We start from the raw sequence: 18,276 nt of genomic DNA, 5'->3' as shown, positions 1-18,276 counted from the left end.
TAAGTGTTCAGCTTAGCGTTCATTTATACGCAGAAATTACTATAATCCTGGGTCGGGCAATAACAGGCTGTGCAGGAACAGTGATAGGGATGACGATTATTAAACAAAAAATCCTGCTGCTGGATAACGGCAGAGAGTGGGGCGGCGGCACCAACAGTATGCTGGAGCTGTTGAAGCGTATTGATCGTCAAAAGTTTGATATCACCTGCTGCTTCTATCACAACTACAGCCGTGGCAACGACGAAACCATTGAGGCCACGCTGAATGCGCTGGCTATCCCGGTCTTTTTTATTCCGCAAATCAGGCAGCCACGCTGGGCAAAGTTTGTTAAAGAAGTCGCGCGGGCACTGCTGTTTTTTAATAAAAAGCTCAAGAAGCGCGCCATCGATCAGATTGATACACACTGGCGCATTATGCCCAATGCCAGCAAAATCAACTCACTGCTGCAGCTGGGGAAGTTTGACACGCTCTATATGAATAACCAGCCCAGCACCAATATGGAAGGTTATCTGGCGGCGCGCAGCCTGGATGTTGCGGTAGTGCAACACTGCCGTATCGATCCGGTTCTGGAACCGCGGCTGGTCAGCATGGTTAATCAGGATTGCCAGGCGATCATTGCCGTGTCGCAGGGCGTGAATAACACCCTGCGCAGCCACGGTGTTGACGCGGAACGCTGTTTTACCGTCAATAACGCTATCGACATCCACCAGCCTCTGCCCGACCGCCTTGAAGTACGCCAGCGCTTTAAACTCTCCCCTTCGACCTTTGTGTTCGGCACGATTGGCTCGCTGATATTGCGTAAATCTAATCACCATATTCTGCAGGCGCTGGGCCGTTTTAAACGCGCTAATCCCGATGCCGACTGGAAGATGGTGGTGGTCGGAGCGGGTCCGGAACTTCAGCATCTGCTGCAACTCGCTACTGCAGAGAACATCCAGCAGCACGTGGTCTTTACCGGCTTTCAGAACAACGCGCTGGATTACCTCACTGCCTTTGATGCGTTTATTCTTGCCTCACGCAGTGAGGGATTACCAAGGGTTGTGCTGGAGGCGATGCTGGTGAATACCGCCGTAGTGGGATCCCGCGTGGTCGGTACTGCCGAATTGATCAGTCATGACGAAACCGGGCTGCTGTTTGACTATGGCAACGTGGTGCAACTGACCCAGCATCTGACCGCGCTGTGGCAGGATGCGGATTTACGTCAACGCCTGATCAATGCGGCAGCGAAACGCGTACGTGAACAGTACGCTATTGAAACTTATATCAGCGGCGTCGAGAATATTTTGCAAAGCGTCGTGAAAAAGAAACCTCATGCTTAATTTTTTAAATCCCCGTTATCGCCATATCAGGGCGAGTCATAACCTGCCTTATTCGCAGAAAGAGGTTCAGGGCACTGTACCGGTCACTTCTGTCGTGATCCCCTGCACCGGCGCGGACTATATCGAAGAGGCCCTGCTCAGTGCCGATTTTGCGGCGCGCTTTGCGACAGAGGCTGAAGAGATCGTGATTGTCAGCGATCAGCCGGCTCACGCCTTTGGCAGCCTGCCAGTAAAAACCCGCGTGGCGACGCTGGATGTCCCGCATCGGGAAGAGAGTTATCGCTACAAGCAGATCTATCGCAGTCGTTTGATTAAATTGCAGGCGCCCTTACAGGCAAAAGGCGACGGCATTCTGATGATCGATTCCGACCTCAATCTGCTTAAGATGCCGGAGATCATGATGAAGCCCGGCCATCTCTATTCCAGTTTTCGTCAGGGGAAAATGATTGCCAAGCTGGCTGATGCGCCGGAAGAGGCGATTCCCGCCTACTACCCGCACAGTATCCGGCCCTGGCTGGTGGATCACGTGAATGGGGCTTACCTGGCTGCCACCCGTGAAGTCTGGCAGCGTATTTCACCGCTGTGGCTGACGCTGTTTAATGATACCTGGAATTTAATGAACGACAGCCAGCCGCCTACTGACCAGCTGCCGCTCGCGGTATTGCTGGACATGCTGGATATTAAAACCGTCAATCTGGGCGAATGGGCTAACTGGCCGGTATCAAAGAAAATTGGCGGTCAGTCGGCGGTGATCCCGCCTGAAGTGGTAGGCGCACATGGCGGCTTTCCGCTGTCGGAATGGCAAAAATACCTCGCCGATCCGCAACAGCCGCTGAACTTCAAAGGCCAGGACTACACGCGCAAAGTGCGCTACCTGACCGATGAAGAGAAAAAACAGAGCTAATCATACGGCCGCTCTGGCGGCCGCAGTTTTAATCCCAGCTCAGTATCACCTTTCCCGAGCGTCCAGAGCGCATCTCATCAAAGCCCTGCTGGAAATCGTCGATTCCATAGCGATGGGTAATAACCGGCGTTAAATCAAGCCCGGACTGGATCAGCGCCGCCATTTTATACCAGGTTTCAAACATCTCCCGGCCATAAATGCCCTTGATAAAAAGCCCTTTGAAGATCACCTGGTTCCAGTCGATCGCCATTTCACCCGGCGGGATGCCCAGCAGTGCAATCCGCCCTCCGTGGTTCATTACCTCCAGCAATGAACGGAAGGCAGGCGGTGCACCAGACATCTCCAGTCCGACATCGAATCCCTCCGTCATGCCCAGCGAGTGCATCACGTCTCGCAGATCCTCATTCGCCACATTGACCGTGCGCGTGACGCCCATTTTGCGCGCCAGTGACAGACGATACTCATTGATGTCTGTGATCACCACGTTACGTGCGCCGACATGGCGACAGACCGCGGCGGCCATGATGCCGATAGGACCCGCGCCGGATATCAGCACATCCTCACCCACCAGATCGAACGATAGCGCGGTATGCACGGCGTTGCCGAACGGATCAAAGATTGCCGCAAGCTCATCGGAAATGTTGTCGGGAATTTTGAACGCATTGAAGGCCGGGATAACCAGATACTCCGCAAAGCAGCCCTGGCGGTTAACGCCTACACCCATTGTGTTACGGCATAAATGCGTTCGCCCGGCACGGCAATTACGGCAATGTCCGCAGGTGATGTGCCCTTCGCCCGAGACCCGATCGCCAATCGTAAAGCCTTTCACTTCCTGTCCTATCGCAACCACTTCCCCCACATATTCATGACCGACAATCATCGGTACCGGAATGGTTTTGCGCGACCAGTCATCCCAGTTGTAGATATGGACATCGGTACCGCAGATAGCGGTTTTGCGAATCTTAATCAGCAAATCGTTGTGGCCCGGCTCCGGAACCGGCGCATCGGTCACCATCCAGATGCCCGTTTCCTTCTTCAGTTTGGCGAGTGCTTTCATGACGGACTCCTCAGGCGATAACGCCCAGTTGTTTGCCGATACGGATAAAGGCCGCCACCGCACGTTCCAGCTGTTGCTGGGTATGCGCCGCAGAGATTTGGGTGCGAATGCGTGCCTGACCTTTTGGCACCACCGGATAGAAGAAGCCGGTAACGTAGATGCCTTCCTGTTGCAGCAGGCGGGCGAACTCCTGGGCGACGCTGGCTTCACCCAGCATCACCGGGATAATGGCGTGATCGGCTCCCGCCAGCGTAAAGCCCGCCGCCGTCATCTGCTCCCGGAAGTAACGGGCGTTGTCCCACAGACGCTGACGCAGCCCGTCGCCTTCACTGAGCAGATCCAGCACCCGCAGCGAGGCGGCAACAATGGCCGGGGCCAGCGAGTTAGAGAACAGATAGGGACGGGAACGCTGGCGCAGCCACTCCACCACTTCTGCTTTTGCGGCGGTGTAGCCACCGGAGGCGCCACCCAGCGCTTTACCCAGCGTGCCGGTAATGATGTCGACCCGGCCCATGACGTCGCAATATTCATGGGTTCCGCGTCCGGCGTTCCCGACAAAGCCCACCGCATGGGAATCATCCACCATCACCAGCGCAGAGAACTCGTCGGCCAGATCGCAGATAGCGGGCAGATTCGCAATCACCCCATCCATTGAGAAGACCCCATCGGTGGCGATCAGAATATGACGCGCGCCTTTATCGCGCGCTTCCTGCAAGCAGGCGCGCAGCTGCGCCATATCGTTATTGGCATAGCGGTAACGCTGCGCTTTGCACAGCCGGACGCCATCGATAATGGAAGCGTGGTTCAGTGCATCAGAGATGACGGCATCCTGCGCATCGAGCAGGGTTTCAAACAGGCCGCCATTGGCATCGAAACAGGAGGAGTAAAGAATGGCATCCTCCATGCCGAGAAAGTCTGCCAGCCGCTTTTCCAGCTGCTTATGACTATCCTGCGTGCCGCAAATAAAGCGCACCGACGCCATGCCAAAACCATGCGAATCCATCCCCTCTTTCGCCGCCTGAATCAGCGCCGGATGGTTCGCTAAACCTAAGTAGTTATTGGCACAGAAGTTAATCACCGCCGGAGCGCCGCCAACCGCGATCTCCGTCTGCTGGGCAGAGGTGATGATCCGCTCCTGTTTAAACAGTCCTTCCTGACGTGCATCATCAAGTTGCTGACGAAGTTGTTGATAAAATTGCGCAGGCATCATTGCTCTCCTCAGATGGCAAAAATCTGGCATATCTTACTGAACAGGCCGCTTCTTCACGATAAATCGCCCAACAGAATGTCATTTTTGCAGCATAGTTCACGCCGCAAGGATGTACGCACAAAGCGTTACAGAGTCATCTGGCTGTCTGCACCCTGATGAAATGTTATGATGTGAGGTATTCGTGTGTGAAACCTCCTGTTTCACCCCACAACGTTGAAGGTAACAACATGATTATCGTAACTGGCGGCGCAGGAATGATTGGCAGCAACATCGTCAAAGCGCTGAACGATCGCGGTCACACCGACATTCTGGTGGTGGATAATCTGAAGGATGGCACCAAGTTTGCCAATTTAGTCGACCTGGATATCGTCGATTACATGGACAAAGAAGAGTTCCTGATGAGCGTGATGGCGGGCGATGATTTAGGCCCGATAGAAGCGGTGTTCCATCAGGGCGCCTGCTCCTCCACCACCGAGTGGGATGGCAAGTACATGATGGAGAACAACTATCAGTACTCCAAAGAGCTGCTGCACTTCTGTCTTGAGCGCGAGATCCCGTTCCTCTACGCTTCTTCCGCAGCGACCTACGGCGGACGCAATGAGAATTTCATTGAAGAGCGTCAGTATGAGCAGCCGCTTAATGTTTATGGCTACTCCAAGATGCTGTTCGACCATTACGTCCGTCAGATGCTGCCGGAAGCGAACTCGCCGGTATGCGGCTTCCGCTATTTCAATGTCTATGGACCGCGTGAAGGCCACAAGGGCAGCATGGCAAGCGTGGCCTTCCATCTGAACACGCAGATCAGCAACGATGAAAATCCAAAACTGTTTGAAGGCAGCGACGGCTTTAAACGTGATTTCATCCACGTTGATGATGTTGCGGAAGTGAACCTGTGGTGCTGGGAAAATGGCGTCTCCGGGATTTACAACTGTGGCACAGGCCGCGCCGAGTCCTTCCAGGAAGTGGCTGACGCAGTACTGAAGTTCCACCAGAAAGGTCAGATCGAGTACATCCCGTTCCCGGAAAAACTCAAAGGACGGTACCAGGCCTATACTCAGGCCGATCTCACTAAGCTGCGTGCGGCCGGCTACGACAAGCCATTTAAAACGGTGGCGCAGGGCGTCGCTGACTATATGGTCTGGCTGAACCGTAACGCATAAAGGAAGCTGCTCCGGCGATGAAAATTCTGGTAATCGGCCCGTCGTGGGTCGGCGATATGATGATGTCGCAAAGTCTCTATCGCACCCTCAAGGCCGAACATCCCGATGCGGTGATTGACGTGATGGCACCTGCATGGTGCCGTCCGTTGTTGTCACGCATGCCGGAGGTGAATCAGGCGCTGGCGATGCCGCTTGGGCATGGCGCACTGGAAATCGGTGAGCGTCGCCGGTTGGGCAAAGTGCTGCGCGCCAGTCACTACGACCGTGCTTATGTGTTGCCTAACTCCTTCAAGTCGGCGCTGGTCCCCTTCTTTGCCGGAATAAAACGCCGCGTCGGCTGGCGCGGTGAAATGCGCTATGGCCTGCTGAATGATTTGCGCGTGCTGGATAAAGCCGCATTTCCACTGATGGTTGAGCGCTACGTTGCGCTGGGCTACGACACACCTGTTGCGTCGGCGGCGCAGCTGCCCCAGCCGTTGTTGTGGCCAAAACTGCAGGTTGAAGAGCAGGAAAAAATTGAAACGGCCGCACAGTTTCAGCTCGCCGCGACCCGTCCGGTCATCGGTTTTTGTCCGGGCGCTGAATTTGGTCCGGCCAAACGCTGGCCGCACTATCACTACGCCACGCTGGCCCGCCAGTTGATTTCTGAAGGCTTTCAGATCGTGCTGTTTGGCTCCGCCAAAGATCGCCCGACCGGCGAAGAGATTATCGCGGCGCTGCCCGAAGAGGCTCGCGGCCACTGCCGTAATCTGGCGGGTGAAACCCAGCTGGAACAGGCGGTGATTCTGCTGGCACAATGCCGTGCCGTGGTCAGCAACGACTCCGGCCTGATGCATATCGCCGCGGCGCTGGATCGTCCACTGGTGGCGCTCTATGGACCAAGCAGTCCTGACTTTACGCCGCCGCTGGCAAAGCAGGCGCGAATTATTCGCCTGATTACCGGCTATCACAAAGTGCGCAAAGGCGATGCCGAACAGGGCTATCACCAGAGCCTGATCGATATTCAGCCTGAACGTGTACATCAGACGCTGAGCGAACTGCTCGCGCCACAGGAGGTGCCATGCACGTCCTGATTGTTAAAACTTCGTCAATGGGCGATGTGCTGCATTCGCTCCCGGCACTGACCGATGCAATGCATGCCATTCCCGGCATCCGTTTCGACTGGGTAGTGGAAGAGAATTTCGCACAGATCCCTGGCTGGCATCCCGCAGTAGATAAGGTGTTACCGGTTGCGATTCGCCGCTGGCGCAAACACTGGTTTGGCAGTCAGCAGCGTGAAGAGCGCGTGCTGTTTAAGCGCGCGTTACAGTCACGTGAGTACGATATCGTGATTGATGCACAGGGCCTGATCAAAAGTGCCGCGCTGGTCACCCGCTTATCGAAAGGGGTGAAACATGGGCAGGACAGCCGTAGCGCACGTGAGCCGTTCGCCAGCTGGTGGTATGACATCCGCCATGAGGTTAGTAAGCGACAGCACGCGGTTGAGCGGACGCGCGAACTGTTCGCCAAAAGCCTGGGCTATGAAAAGCCGCAAAGTCAGGGTGACTACGCCATTGCCGGACACTTCCTGCATCATCTGCCCGCTGACGCACATCATTACCTGGTCTTTCTGCATGCCACAACGCGTGACAACAAGCATTGGCCGGAATCACACTGGCGAGAGCTGATTGAGCTGATGCAGCCCAGCGGGTTGCGGGTGAAATTGCCCTGGGGTGCTGAACATGAGCATCAGCGTGCGCAGCGCCTTGCAGAAGGATTTGAGCATGTCGATGTGCTGCCTAAGCTGACGCTGGAAGCGATAGCACAACAGCTGGCGGGCGCACGCGCGGTGGTCTCAGTGGATACCGGATTGAGCCATCTGACGGCGGCACTGGATCGCCCCAACCTCACGCTTTATGGTCCGACCGATCCTGGACTGATTGGCGGTTACGGGCAGAACCAACAGGCATTGAGCGCCCCGAATCATAATCTGGCGGAGCTGACTGCTGACACGGTGGCAGAGAAACTGCGGGCCGTTATTACGGAAAACATGCCATGAACTATGTGCTGATCTACCTGCTGTTGCTGCCTTTCCGGGCCATAATGCGGCTGTTTTACCGGCCAACCGGACGCAGCCTGATCATCCAGACGGCGAAGATTGGTGATTTTATTAATATCACCCCGATGCTGCGTGCGCTGGGTCAGTCTGAGTTGCTTATCAGCAAAGCGGTGGAGCCGCTGGTGCGTCACGATGACACGGTCAGCCGCTATTTCCTGATTGAAGAGGCGAAGCGCAGCTTTTTTGCCAAACTGAAGCTCGCGTTCACTCTGATGAACCGCTATGACAACGTCTATCTGGTGCAGCCAAACAGCGTGAACCTGTTTTTCGCCGCGCTCTGCAACGCACCGAACAAGCAGTTTCTGCGCACCTATGTGCGTAAGTCCTACCATAAGACCTTCTATCGCAGCGCCAGCGGAATTGTCGACCACACCAAAACGGATTTAACGCTCGACAGCTACCTGAAGCTGATTAATCGTGACTACCGCTACACCGATTTCCCTAAGCATGCGACCTCACCGCTCTGGCAGCCGCCTGCGCCACCCGCCGCGCTGCTTAATCCGCGCAGCGGTATTAAAATTGGCATCAGTATTTCTGCTGGTAACCGGGCTAAAACCATTCCTGCCAGCATCTGGCAGCAGCTGATGGCGTCGCTGGCTGACCTGCCCTGCACCTTTTATGTGTTTGGCCCACCGGCTGAGCAGCCGTGGCTGGATGAGTTACTGAGCCTGACCGGCCCGAAAGACAATATCGTCAGTCTGATTGGTGAGCTAAAACTGGAAGAGGTTCCGTGGGCCATTGCACAGATGGATTTCTACATCTCCTCTGACTCTGGCAATGCTTATATTGCGGATGCGCAGCAGATACCGGTGATCATGCTTTATGGCCCGTGTGAAGTCCGGGAACAGCGTCCGGTCAATAACGTTTTGTTTATCGGACCGGATAATATTGCTGCGTCGACGTTCGTTTTTGCCACCCGTTTTCAGTTTGATCAGCCTGCTGAAAAATTATTCGGGCTGGATCACGATAAACTGACTAGAATACAAACGTTTATTACTCATAATCTGGAATAGTGAAGCGTAATGGCAATTACCCCTCTTGCTGAGGCCGTTCAGCAAAGTCAGCTGCTGGTTAACACGCTTGCTGACACGGATGATAATCCGGTTCATGTTGCGTTTGGCATCAACTACGCCTACGCGCGTGGCCTGGGCATTACGTTGTTTTCACTTCTCAGCCATCATCCTGATACCGCTTTCCACGCCCATGTTTTTTCAGACTCGCTTTGCGAAGAGGATGTGGAAAAACTGCGTTCACTGGCCACGGGTCATCGTCTGGCGATCACGCTGCATATCTTTAACCGTGCCTGGGTTGATCAGTTGCCTGCAGTCGGACGCTATCCCAAAAGTATCCACTACCGTTTCCTGATCCCGGAAACCGTGGCGAGCTACAGCGATCGGGTGATCTATATTGATGCTGACACCCTGGTGGTGGGCGACTACTCTCCCCTGTTCACGCTGGATATCACTGATTACACGCTGGCGGCCTGTAATGACACACCGCGAGCGCGACATAACCAGTGCGCAAGGCTGGGGCTGAAGCACCACCACTATTTCAACTCCGGCTTTATGCTGATTAATATTCCACGCTGGCTCGAAAGGCAGACCACCGCGCGCATTACCGACGTGCTGGTAACGCGGGGCGCAGAGTTTGGTTTTCCCGATCAGGATGCGCTGAATATCGTGCTGGAGGATGAGGTCCTGATCCTGCCAGACCGCTATAACCACATTTACGACATCATCGCCAATAAAGTCTGGGATCACACGGGCGTGCCAGAAGAGACGGTGATGATTCACTACACCGGTAAATGCAAACCCTGGCATGCATGGGCTGGCAGCGATCTTTCCCACCGCTACTACAGCTATTACCAGCGCTCACCCTGGGCTTCACAACCGCTTGATACACCAAAGCATTATAAAGAGATGAAGCGATTCGCCCGCGTAAAGTGGCATCAGAAACAGTATGCTGAAAGCCTGAGCTGGATGATGAAGTATGTCAGTCTCAAGTTTTTTAAGCAGAGTGAGCAATAGCACACTCAGGTTTATCAGATTGATGCGGGCGCTGTTATTTCAGCGCCTGACTTTCCCGTCACTTATCCCGCCGGCTGTTTGCCACGACCTCTGTAATAACGACGCTGACAGCAAGCCAGCATAATAATCTGTTTACCTGCACGACCACATTGCGTAAAAAAAGCGCATATAGCGCATTATTATTGTCGGGCGTGGTTTTTAGTAAAGCAGGGATGCAACATCGTTTTATAATTGTGAACTCCCTGATTTCACTCTGCTGATTTGGAAATGATTTATGACGAGGCAACGCCCTTTCGCAGTGAATACAATGCTGGTGCAGATATTGTCATGAGTACTTCTCCTCTGCTGAGTATCATTACCCCGATGTACAATGCGGGCAGCATGTTTGATGAGTTCATGCAGTCACTGCTGGCGCAGACGCTGACTCTGCTTGAGATCATTATCGTCGATGACGGTTCAACCGATGGCTCAGGCGAGCGCGCCGATCAGTATGCACAGCAGCATTCTCACATTCGTGTGATTCATCAGGAAAATGGCGGCGTCTCGCGCGCCCGTAACGCCGGGCTGGCGATTGCCCGCGGGAAATATGTCACCTTCCCTGATGCGGATGACACCATGCAACCCGATATGTATCAGACGCTGGTGACGCTGGCGGAAGCAGATAATCTGGATGCGGCACAGTGCAACGCCGAGTGGTTTTTCAAACACAGCCAGCGGGTAAAACCGCTGATTCCGCTGGATCGCCTGCGCAGCACGCCGGTGCTGAGCGGTGCCGACTGGCTGAATACCGCGCTAAAAACCCATCGTTATATGCATGTGGTCTGGCTGGGCATCTATCGCCGGGAACTGATTGAGCATCATCAGTTGCAGTTTGAACCCGGCCTGCATCATCAGGATATTCCCTGGACCACCGAGTTTATGCTGCTGGCAAAACGCGTGCGTTATACCGAAGCGGTACTCTATCGCTACTATATGCACGACGCCTCAATCAGCAATCGCAAACGTACCGGCGAGCGCAACGTTGAGTATCAGCGCCACTACATGAAGATTGCGCGACTGCTGGAAGAGCTCAATGACCGCTATCGTGACCGCGTGAAGATTTACCCGTCGTTTCACTATCAGGTGACCCATGAAGCGCTCAGTGTTTGCCACAGTGTAAGACGTGAGCCTGACGCCCGCGCACGCCAGGCAATCATTGCCGAGCTGTTCGCCACCCGGACACACCTGCGCATGTTACGCAACGCCCGGGGAATTAAGCAGTGGTATCAGTTGCTGTTGTGGCTGGCCCGGCTCTATCGCTGGCGTGATAAATAACCTTTGAGGCTGGCTTTATCCTAAAAAGGGTTTGCCCTACAATCGGTTCACTGAATTCTGAGAACTCTTGTTTATGGCCAGCCTGACTCCAGCAAACATCTCTCCAAAAAATATATTACTGATTAAGCTGCGCCATCATGGTGACATGCTGCTCACAACGCCCGCCATCAATGCGCTTCATGAGCGTTATCCGCAGGCCAGCATCGACGTGTTGCTCTATCAGGAGACGCGTCCGATGCTGGAAGCGCATCCGGCTATCCGCCATTTGCACGTCATCGATCGTAAATGGAAGCAGGAGGGCACCTGGCGCAAGCTGGGCCATGAGCGTGCATTAATTCGCGCCATACGTGACGCACATTATGATCTGGTGATTAATCTGGCCGATCAGTGGCGGGCTGCCCTGATTACGCGGCTCTCTGCGGCACCCGTTCGCATCGGTTTTGCCTATAAAAAACGTGATAACGTCCTGTGGCGATGGTGTCACAACCAGCTGGTCTCCACACACAATCACAGCAAGCTGCATACCGTTGAGCAGAATATGTCGGCGCTGGCACCCCTCGGCATCAGCAGCGACGGCGCACGTGTCTCAATGCACTACAGCGACGCTGACCAGCAAATTGTGCTGACCCGACTGGCAGAACACCAGGTAACCGCGCCCTATATTGTGGTGCAGCCGACCTCACGCTGGGGCTTTAAATGCTGGGAAGAGGAGAGTGTTGCCGCCACGCTCGATCAGCTGGCGCAGCCGGGCCGCAAAGTGGTGCTGACCGCCGGGCCGGACAAACAGGAGCTGGCAATGATCAACCGCATTCGGGCACTGTGTGCATCGCCGGATGTGGTTTCGCTGGCCGGTCAGTTTACTCTGCCACAGCTGGCGGCGCTTATCGATCATGCCCGACTGTTTATTGGTGTCGACTCTGCACCAATGCACATGGCCGCCGCACTTGAAACGCCCTGTATTGCGCTGTTTGGCCCGACCAAGCTGCAGCACTGGCGGCCATGGGGCGACAACAATCATGTCATCTGGGCGGGTGATTATGGCCCGCTGCCCTCACCCGATTCCATCGACACCAAAACAGACCAGCGTTATCTGTCGGCCATTCCGGTGAAGGATGTGGTCGCGGCAGCGAGGAGCTATCTGAATGAGTAAGTTACGGCTGGCGATTGTCCGGCAGAAATATCGTCCGGATGGCGGTGCCGAGCGTTTTATCTCGCGCGCGCTGGAAGCGCTGGGCAGCGAGCAACTCGATCTCAACATCATTACCCGCAGCTGGCAGGGCACACCCAATCCTGACTGGCATCTGCATATCTGTAATCCTGCAAAGCTGGGCCGGGTATCCCGTGAGCGCGGTTTTGCCCTTGCAGCACGCGCCTGCTGGGAGCGCGAAAAGTTCGATATTGTGCAAAGCCACGAGCGCATCGCGGGCTGTGATATTTTTCGCGCGGGTGATGGTGTTCATCGCGTCTGGCTGGAACAGCGCGCCCGCATCGTCTCATCGTGGCAACGACTGAGTGCTGTGCTCAGCCCTTATCATCGCTATGTCCTGCAGGCGGAAGCGGAGATGTTTAACTCTCCGACGCTGAAAGCGGTGATCTGTAATTCTGAGATGGTAAAGCGCGATATCCTGCGCTGTTTCTCGCTCGACGCCGGAAAAATCCACGTTATTCATAATGCTATCGACGCCAGCCGTTTCCAGCCCGCCACGGAAGCAGCACGTCGCGCCACCCGTCAGCAGCTGGCGCTGCCCGATGCGGCCACCGTACTGATTTATGTCGGCTCCGGCTTCGAACGCAAGGGCTTGAAAGCGGCGATACAGGCGCTGGCTGCCAGCGACCGTTATCTGATTGTGGTGGGTCAGGATAAGCAACTGCAGCGGTATCAGCAGCTGGCAAATCAGCTTAACTGTCTGGACCGCCTGCGCTTTGTCGGCGTACAGCAGGATGTGCAGCCGTTCTATCACGCGGCTGATGGCCTGCTGCTGCCCACCCTCTACGATCCTTTTCCTAATGTGGTACTGGAGGCGATGGCCTGCGGCTTACCGGTGATTACCAGCACTGGCTGCGGTGGCGCAGAATTTATTACCGCTGGTCAGGAAGGCTTCGTCTGTGATGCGTTGGATATCAACGGGTTAAATCAGGCTGTTAATGCATTACCGGCGCTTTCCGTCGATTCACGAATGGGTGACGCGGCGCGGCGCAAAATTGAACCTTATGGTCCACAACGGCTGGCGCAGGCGCTGACTTCGCTTTATCAGCAGGTCCTGAGCAGCAACTGACAATGTGGGATGAGTGCATGCGGGGTTTCTGATAACATGCCGCCATCTGATTTTAATCTGCTTTTAGACGCGAATTTGCTGTAACGGTAACTATGACGACCTTTTACACCGCATTGCTCTACTTAATTCAGCCACTGATTTGGCTGCGCCTGTGGCTGCGCGGTCGTAAAGCGCCTGCCTATCGCAAACGCTGGGCAGAACGCTATGGCTATTGTATCGGCAAAGTTAAGCCCGACGGCATTGTGCTGCACTCGGTCTCTGTGGGTGAAACCCTGGCTGCGATCCCGCTGGTGCGCGCTCTGCGTCATCGTTACCCGACCCTGCCGATTACCGTCACCACCATGACGCCTACCGGCTCTGAACGCGCGCAATCTGCATTTGGCAAAGATGTGCATCACGTCTATCTGCCTTATGATCTGCCGGGTTCGATTAATCGTTTTCTGGATACGGTCAACCCACGCCTGGTGATCATCATGGAAACCGAGCTGTGGCCGAATATTATCCGCATTCTGCACCAGCGTAATATTCCGCTGGTGATCGCCAATGCCCGCCTCTCGGCCCGATCGGCCAAAGGCTACCGCAAGCTGGGTAAATTCATGCGCCGGCTGTTGCAGAGCATCACGCTTATCGCGGCGCAGAATGCGGAAGATGGCGACCGTTTCCTGAGCCTGGGCCTGAAACGTTCTCAACTAACGATTACCGGCAGCCTGAAGTTTGATATTTCCGTGACGCCAGAACTGGCCGCCAGAGCGGTGACGCTGCGTCGTCAGTGGGCGCCGCGCCGTCCGGTGTGGATCGCCACCAGCACGCACGAAGGTGAAGAGGCCATTGTGCTGGATGCCCATCGCCGCCTGCTGCAGACCTTCCCGGATCTGCTGCTGATTCTGGTGCCCCGCCATCCCGAGCGTTTTAACGATGCCCGTGAACTGACGCAGGAACGCGGCTTCAGTTTTATCCTGCGCAGCAGCGGCGAGATCCCGTCTGGCTCAACGCAGGTGGTCATCGGAGATTCAATGGGCGAACTGATGCTGCTATACGGCATTGCCGATCTGGCCTTTGTCGGCGGCAGCCTGGTTGAACGGGGTGGACACAACCCGCTGGAGCCTGCTGCCCATGCGCTTCCGGTTCTGATGGGACCCCATATCTGGAACTTCAAAGATATCTGCAGCAAGTTGCAGGAAGGCCAGGGGCTGATCACCGTCACCGACGTGATTTCGCTGGAAAAAGAGGTCACCAACCTGTTACAGGATGATGATTACCGCCGTTATTACGGACGTCATGCGGTAGACGTGCTGCACCAGAATCAGGGTGCGCTACAGCGTCTGCTACAGTTACTCGAACCGCATCTGCCACCACGGGCCCACTAATGTCAGCACGCCAACGTCTTTCCGTGGTGATGATCGCCAAAAACGAAGCGGAACTGCTGCCTGATTGCCTGGCCTCGGTCAGCTGGGCCGATGAAATTATCGTGCTGGACTCAGGCAGCCATGACAACAGTGTCGACATCGCCACACAGGCTGGGGCGAAGGTCTACCTCAATGATGACTGGCAGGGCTATGGTATCCAGCGCCAGCGCGCGCAGCACTATGCCACCGGCGACATGATTCTGATGATCGATGCGGATGAACGCGTGACACCTGAACTGCGCGCCGCGATTGAGCAGGTGCTGGTCGCGCCACCCAGCCGTACGGTTTATAGCCTGGGCCGCAGTAATCTGTTTCTCGGCCGCTTTATGCGCCATAGCGGCTGGTATCCTGACCGAGTAATGCGACTCTATCCTCGCACCTTCCGCTACAATGACAATCTGGTGCATGAATCACTGCAGAGTGACGGCGCGCCGGTGGTGGCATTACCCGGCGATCTGCAGCATCTGACCTGCCGCGATTTAATCGCCTTTCAGCGCAAGCAGCTGGCTTATGCCGAAGCCTGGGCTACGGAGCGCCATCGGCGCGGTAAGCGTTGCAGCCTGTTTTCTCTGTTCAGCCATACGCTGGGCGCGTTTATGAAAACCCTGCTGCTGCGTGCCGGTTTTCTCGACGGAAAACAGGGCTGGATTCTGGCGGTGGTCAATGCGCAATATACCTTCAATAAATATTCAGCCCTCTGGGCGCTGAATCATGCTTCGGCAAAAGGGCGAGTATGATTATGAAAGCCATCTATCCCGGAACGTTCGATCCTGTGACGCTCGGCCATCTCGACATCGTGACGCGGGCAGCGCAGATGTTTGATCAGGTCATTCTGGCCGTTGCCGCCAGCCCCAGCAAAAAACCAATGTTCAGCCTGGATGAGCGCGTGGCGCTGGCCGGTGAAGTGATAGCCCATCTGCCCAACGTTGAGGTGGTCGGATTCAGCGACCTGATGGCGAATTTCGCCCGTGACCAGCAGGCGAATGTGCTGGTTCGTGGCTTGCGTGCGGTGTCAGACTTTGAATATGAAATGCAGCTGGCGCAGATGAATCGTCACCTGCTGCCAACGCTGGAGAGTGTTTTCCTGATGCCGTCTGAAGGCTTCTCGTTTATCTCATCTTCGCTGGTCAAAGAGGTGGCGCGTCACGGCGGCGATGTTACCGCCTTCCTGCCCGCGCCGGTGCATCAGGCATTGCTGGCTAAACTGGCTTAATGCTGGCAGTTCGGGCACCAGTAGGTGCTGCGCTGCCCGTGTCTGCCGCTGACAATCGGCGTACCGCATGCCCGGCAGGGTTCGCCTGCTCGCCCATAAACCTGTAACTGCTGTGCAAAATAGCCAGGTTTACCGTCGCTCTGCAAGAAGTCACGCAGTGTGGTTCCGCCCTGCTCAATGGAGCGTAACAGCACCGCTTTGATGGTATTGACCAGCAGTTCCGCTTCGGCCTGCGACAGACTGCCGGCAGCACGATCGGGAATGATCCCGGCGGTAAACAGTGACTCGCTGGCGTAAATGTTGCCCACGCCCACCACCACTTTGTTATCCATCAGCCACTGCTTGATGAGCGTCCGCTTGCCGCGTGACTTCTCAAACAGGTAAGCGCCGTCAAACTCCTCGCTAAGCGGCTCCGGCCCGAGATGTGCCAGCACGCTGCTGCCCGCCAGATCGCTGCTCCAGAGCCAGGCACCAAAGCGGCGCGGGTCGGTGTAGCGCAGCACTTTGCCTTTGCTCATGACCAGATCAACATGGTCATGCTTCGCCGCTGGCAGCTCTTCTGACAGCACGCGCAGGCTACCGGACATGCCAAGGTGGATAATGATCCAGCCATGCGGCAGCTCCAGCAGCAGATATTTCGCCCGGCGCTGCACACTGAGCACCGGCTGATCGCTTAGCGCCAGGATCTCCTGCGAAACAGGCCAGCGCAAACGTGAATTACGCACCACGGCGTGAAGGATGGTTTCACCGACCAAATGCGGTTCGATACCGCGACGGCTGGTTTCAACCTCTGGCAACTCTGGCATACCCTCTCCTCAGCGTTTTACACAAACAAAAAACCCGGCCGGAGCCGGGTTTTTAGCAGAACACTAAAATTACTTAATTTTAGCTTCTTTGTAGAGCACATGCTGACGTACAACCGGATCGAACTTTTTCAGTTCCAGCTTCTCTGGTTTAGTACGTTTGTTCTTCGTGGTGGTATAGAAGTGACCTGTACCAGCAGAGGAAACCAGCTTGATCTTCTCACGAATACCTTTAGCCATGATTCAGTTCCTTAGTACCTTAGTACTTCTCACCACGGGCACGCATATCGGCTAACACCGTATCAATGCCCTTTTTATCAATAATACGCATACCTTTAACAGATACACGCAGAGTAACGAAGCGCTTCTCGCTCTCAACCCAAAAACGGTGTGAGTGCAGGTTCGGAAGGAAACGGCGTTTCGTCGCGTTCATTGCGTGGGAACGGTTGTTACCCGTCACCGGACGCTTTCCAGTTACCTGGCAGACTCGTGACATGTCAATATCTCCAAAAATCAAATCAGCTCGAGCTTTAAAAATTAGGTTTGGGCCGCCTCGTCAGGCTTGCAGCCCGCCAGGCGAATTCCATGGAACCCGCTAAGCTGGCCTAACCGCCAAACCCGAGATTCTCAAAGGTGGCGTAGTATACGCCGCTCAGCCCAAGTGCTCAAGTCCCGAACAGATAAAGATCCCGAATGATCGGGCAAAAAGCCGCCACCTGGCGTGAAATTTCCCCCTGTCAGAGCCATCCCCGCTCGGCAAAGGAGACATATTCGCCATGACCAATCACCAGATGATCGAGCAGACGGATGTCGAGTAGCTGGCAGGCTTCGCTGACTTTATGGGTCACTTCACGGTCTGCACGGCTCGGCTCCGCCATGCCCGACGGGTGATTATGCGCCAGTATCAGAGCGGCAGCATTGAGCTTCAGCGCTTCCCGGACGATCTCGCGGGGGTGAACTTCCACGCTGTTAATGGAACCAGAGAACATATTTTGTGCCCGCAGCACCCGATGCTGATTATCCAGAAACAGTGCCATGAAGATCTCACGCTCCTGATGGGCTAACAGACTTTGCAGATACTGGCGCGTGATTTGTGGATTTTCCATTGCGCTTTCGCGGGCCAGCTTACTGGCGAAAAAACGCTTCGCCAGTTCGGCAATCGCATGAAGCTGTGCCAGCTTGGCATCGCCGACCCCTTTGATTTCACCGAATGCCGCTTTGTCTGACGTCATGAGCTGATAAAGCGAGCCAAAACCGTCCAGCATCTGTCCGGCCAGCTCCAGGACGTTCTGTCCAGGCGATCCGGTACGGAGAAAAATGGCCAGTAGTTCGGTATCGCTGAGGGCATGCGCACCCAGCTTCCGGAGTTTTTCCCGTGGTCCCTTTATTTTCATGTCCGCTCTCCCTGAGATGAGCCTCAGCATGGCCCATCATGAAGAGTGCAGCTATCAGTGAAGCTGCAATCTACGAGACGGCTCGCAAACGCAGT

General features: G+C 55.3%; 19 protein-coding genes. 13 read left to right on the top strand and 6 right to left on the bottom strand.

The features are described from left to right. Positions 1-89: 89 nt before the first annotated feature. Entirely contained in the window at positions 90-1,319 is a 1,230-nt protein-coding gene (locus tag ACXKZD_RS00705) for a glycosyltransferase (protein WP_033759218.1), read from the top strand. Next, complete coding sequence (locus ACXKZD_RS00700) at positions 1,312-2,223, top strand: hypothetical protein (protein ID WP_033759220.1); 912 nt, start codon at positions 1,312-1,314, stop codon at positions 2,221-2,223. Before ACXKZD_RS00705 ends, ACXKZD_RS00700 begins: the two co-directional genes overlap by 8 nt. Before the next feature lie 28 nt (positions 2,224-2,251). Here the strand turns inward: ACXKZD_RS00700 and tdh are convergent, their stop codons facing one another. Continuing rightward, complete coding sequence (gene tdh, locus ACXKZD_RS00695; protein WP_033759221.1) at positions 2,252-3,280, bottom strand: L-threonine 3-dehydrogenase; 1,029 nt, start codon at positions 3,278-3,280, stop codon at positions 2,252-2,254. Between the two features lie 10 nt (positions 3,281-3,290). Further along, on the bottom strand, positions 3,291-4,487 hold the full coding sequence (locus ACXKZD_RS00690; protein WP_033759222.1) for a glycine C-acetyltransferase: 1,197 nt from the start codon (positions 4,485-4,487) through the stop codon (positions 3,291-3,293). A 230-nt stretch (positions 4,488-4,717) separates the two neighbouring features. On the opposite strand from ACXKZD_RS00690, the gene rfaD reads away from it, so the two are divergent. From rfaD to coaD, 11 genes are all read left to right on the top strand, one after another. Continuing rightward, positions 4,718-5,650 carry an ADP-glyceromanno-heptose 6-epimerase gene (gene rfaD, locus ACXKZD_RS00685; RefSeq protein ID WP_010258257.1) on the top strand — a complete coding sequence of 311 codons (933 nt, stop codon included), beginning with the start codon at positions 4,718-4,720 and terminating at the stop codon, positions 5,648-5,650. Between the two features lie 17 nt (positions 5,651-5,667). After that, a complete protein-coding gene (gene rfaF, locus ACXKZD_RS00680) occupies positions 5,668-6,723 on the top strand; it encodes an ADP-heptose--LPS heptosyltransferase RfaF (protein ID WP_033759227.1) in 1,056 nt (351 codons plus the stop codon). Further along, complete coding sequence (rfaC, locus tag ACXKZD_RS00675; protein WP_010672086.1) at positions 6,711-7,688, top strand: lipopolysaccharide heptosyltransferase RfaC; 978 nt, start codon at positions 6,711-6,713, stop codon at positions 7,686-7,688. The genes rfaF and rfaC overlap by 13 nt, the downstream gene beginning before the upstream one ends. Further along, the gene (locus ACXKZD_RS00670; protein ID WP_022624909.1) at positions 7,685-8,761 is read left to right on the top strand and encodes a glycosyltransferase family 9 protein; all 1,077 of its coding nucleotides are present in this window, start codon (positions 7,685-7,687) and stop codon (positions 8,759-8,761) included. The genes rfaC and ACXKZD_RS00670 overlap by 4 nt, the downstream gene beginning before the upstream one ends. Before the next feature lie 9 nt (positions 8,762-8,770). Then, a complete protein-coding gene (locus ACXKZD_RS00665; protein WP_010258267.1) occupies positions 8,771-9,775 on the top strand; it encodes a glycosyltransferase family 8 protein in 1,005 nt (334 codons plus the stop codon). Between the two features lie 327 nt (positions 9,776-10,102). Continuing rightward, positions 10,103-11,089 carry a glycosyltransferase gene (locus ACXKZD_RS00660; RefSeq protein WP_238697683.1) on the top strand — a complete coding sequence of 329 codons (987 nt, stop codon included), beginning with the start codon at positions 10,103-10,105 and terminating at the stop codon, positions 11,087-11,089. 73 nt (positions 11,090-11,162) lie between these two features. After that, complete coding sequence (gene rfaQ / locus ACXKZD_RS00655) at positions 11,163-12,239, top strand: putative lipopolysaccharide heptosyltransferase III (RefSeq protein ID WP_010672090.1); 1,077 nt, start codon at positions 11,163-11,165, stop codon at positions 12,237-12,239. Further along, entirely contained in the window at positions 12,232-13,365 is a 1,134-nt protein-coding gene (locus ACXKZD_RS00650; RefSeq protein WP_010672091.1) for a glycosyltransferase family 4 protein, read from the top strand. The genes rfaQ and ACXKZD_RS00650 overlap by 8 nt, the downstream gene beginning before the upstream one ends. A 92-nt stretch (positions 13,366-13,457) precedes the next feature. After that, entirely contained in the window at positions 13,458-14,732 is a 1,275-nt protein-coding gene (gene waaA, locus ACXKZD_RS00645; protein ID WP_010672092.1) for a lipid IV(A) 3-deoxy-D-manno-octulosonic acid transferase, read from the top strand. Next, positions 14,732-15,508 carry a glycosyltransferase family 2 protein gene (locus tag ACXKZD_RS00640; protein WP_045139504.1) on the top strand — a complete coding sequence of 259 codons (777 nt, stop codon included), beginning with the start codon at positions 14,732-14,734 and terminating at the stop codon, positions 15,506-15,508. The genes waaA and ACXKZD_RS00640 overlap by 1 nt, the downstream gene beginning before the upstream one ends. Next, entirely contained in the window at positions 15,505-15,984 is a 480-nt protein-coding gene (coaD, locus tag ACXKZD_RS00635) for a pantetheine-phosphate adenylyltransferase (RefSeq protein WP_488981812.1), read from the top strand. Before ACXKZD_RS00640 ends, coaD begins: the two co-directional genes overlap by 4 nt. Here the strand turns inward: coaD and mutM are convergent. The 4 genes from mutM to radC all read right to left on the bottom strand — a co-directional run bounded on the left by mutM (position 15,981) and on the right by radC (position 18,181). After that, positions 15,981-16,790, bottom strand: a complete 810-nt coding sequence (mutM, locus tag ACXKZD_RS00630) for a bifunctional DNA-formamidopyrimidine glycosylase/DNA-(apurinic or apyrimidinic site) lyase (protein WP_488981811.1) — start codon at positions 16,788-16,790, stop codon at positions 15,981-15,983. The two genes, coaD and mutM, sit on opposite strands and share 4 nt — an antisense overlap. Before the next feature lie 69 nt (positions 16,791-16,859). Further along, positions 16,860-17,027 (bottom strand): 50S ribosomal protein L33, encoded by a 168-nt coding sequence (rpmG, locus tag ACXKZD_RS00625; protein ID WP_003024094.1) that lies wholly within the window; start codon positions 17,025-17,027, stop codon positions 16,860-16,862. Positions 17,028-17,046: 19 nt separating this feature from the next. After that, entirely contained in the window at positions 17,047-17,283 is a 237-nt protein-coding gene (gene rpmB, locus ACXKZD_RS00620) for a 50S ribosomal protein L28 (protein WP_006121249.1), read from the bottom strand. A gap of 241 nt (positions 17,284-17,524) precedes the next feature. Next, entirely contained in the window at positions 17,525-18,181 is a 657-nt protein-coding gene (radC, locus tag ACXKZD_RS00615; protein ID WP_010258361.1) for a RadC family protein, read from the bottom strand. Between the last annotated feature and the right edge of the window lie 95 nt (positions 18,182-18,276).

The sequence above is a fragment of the Pantoea sp. ABR1s genome (assembly GCF_057812235.1).
This window is presented reverse-complemented; position numbering and strand designations above follow the sequence as displayed.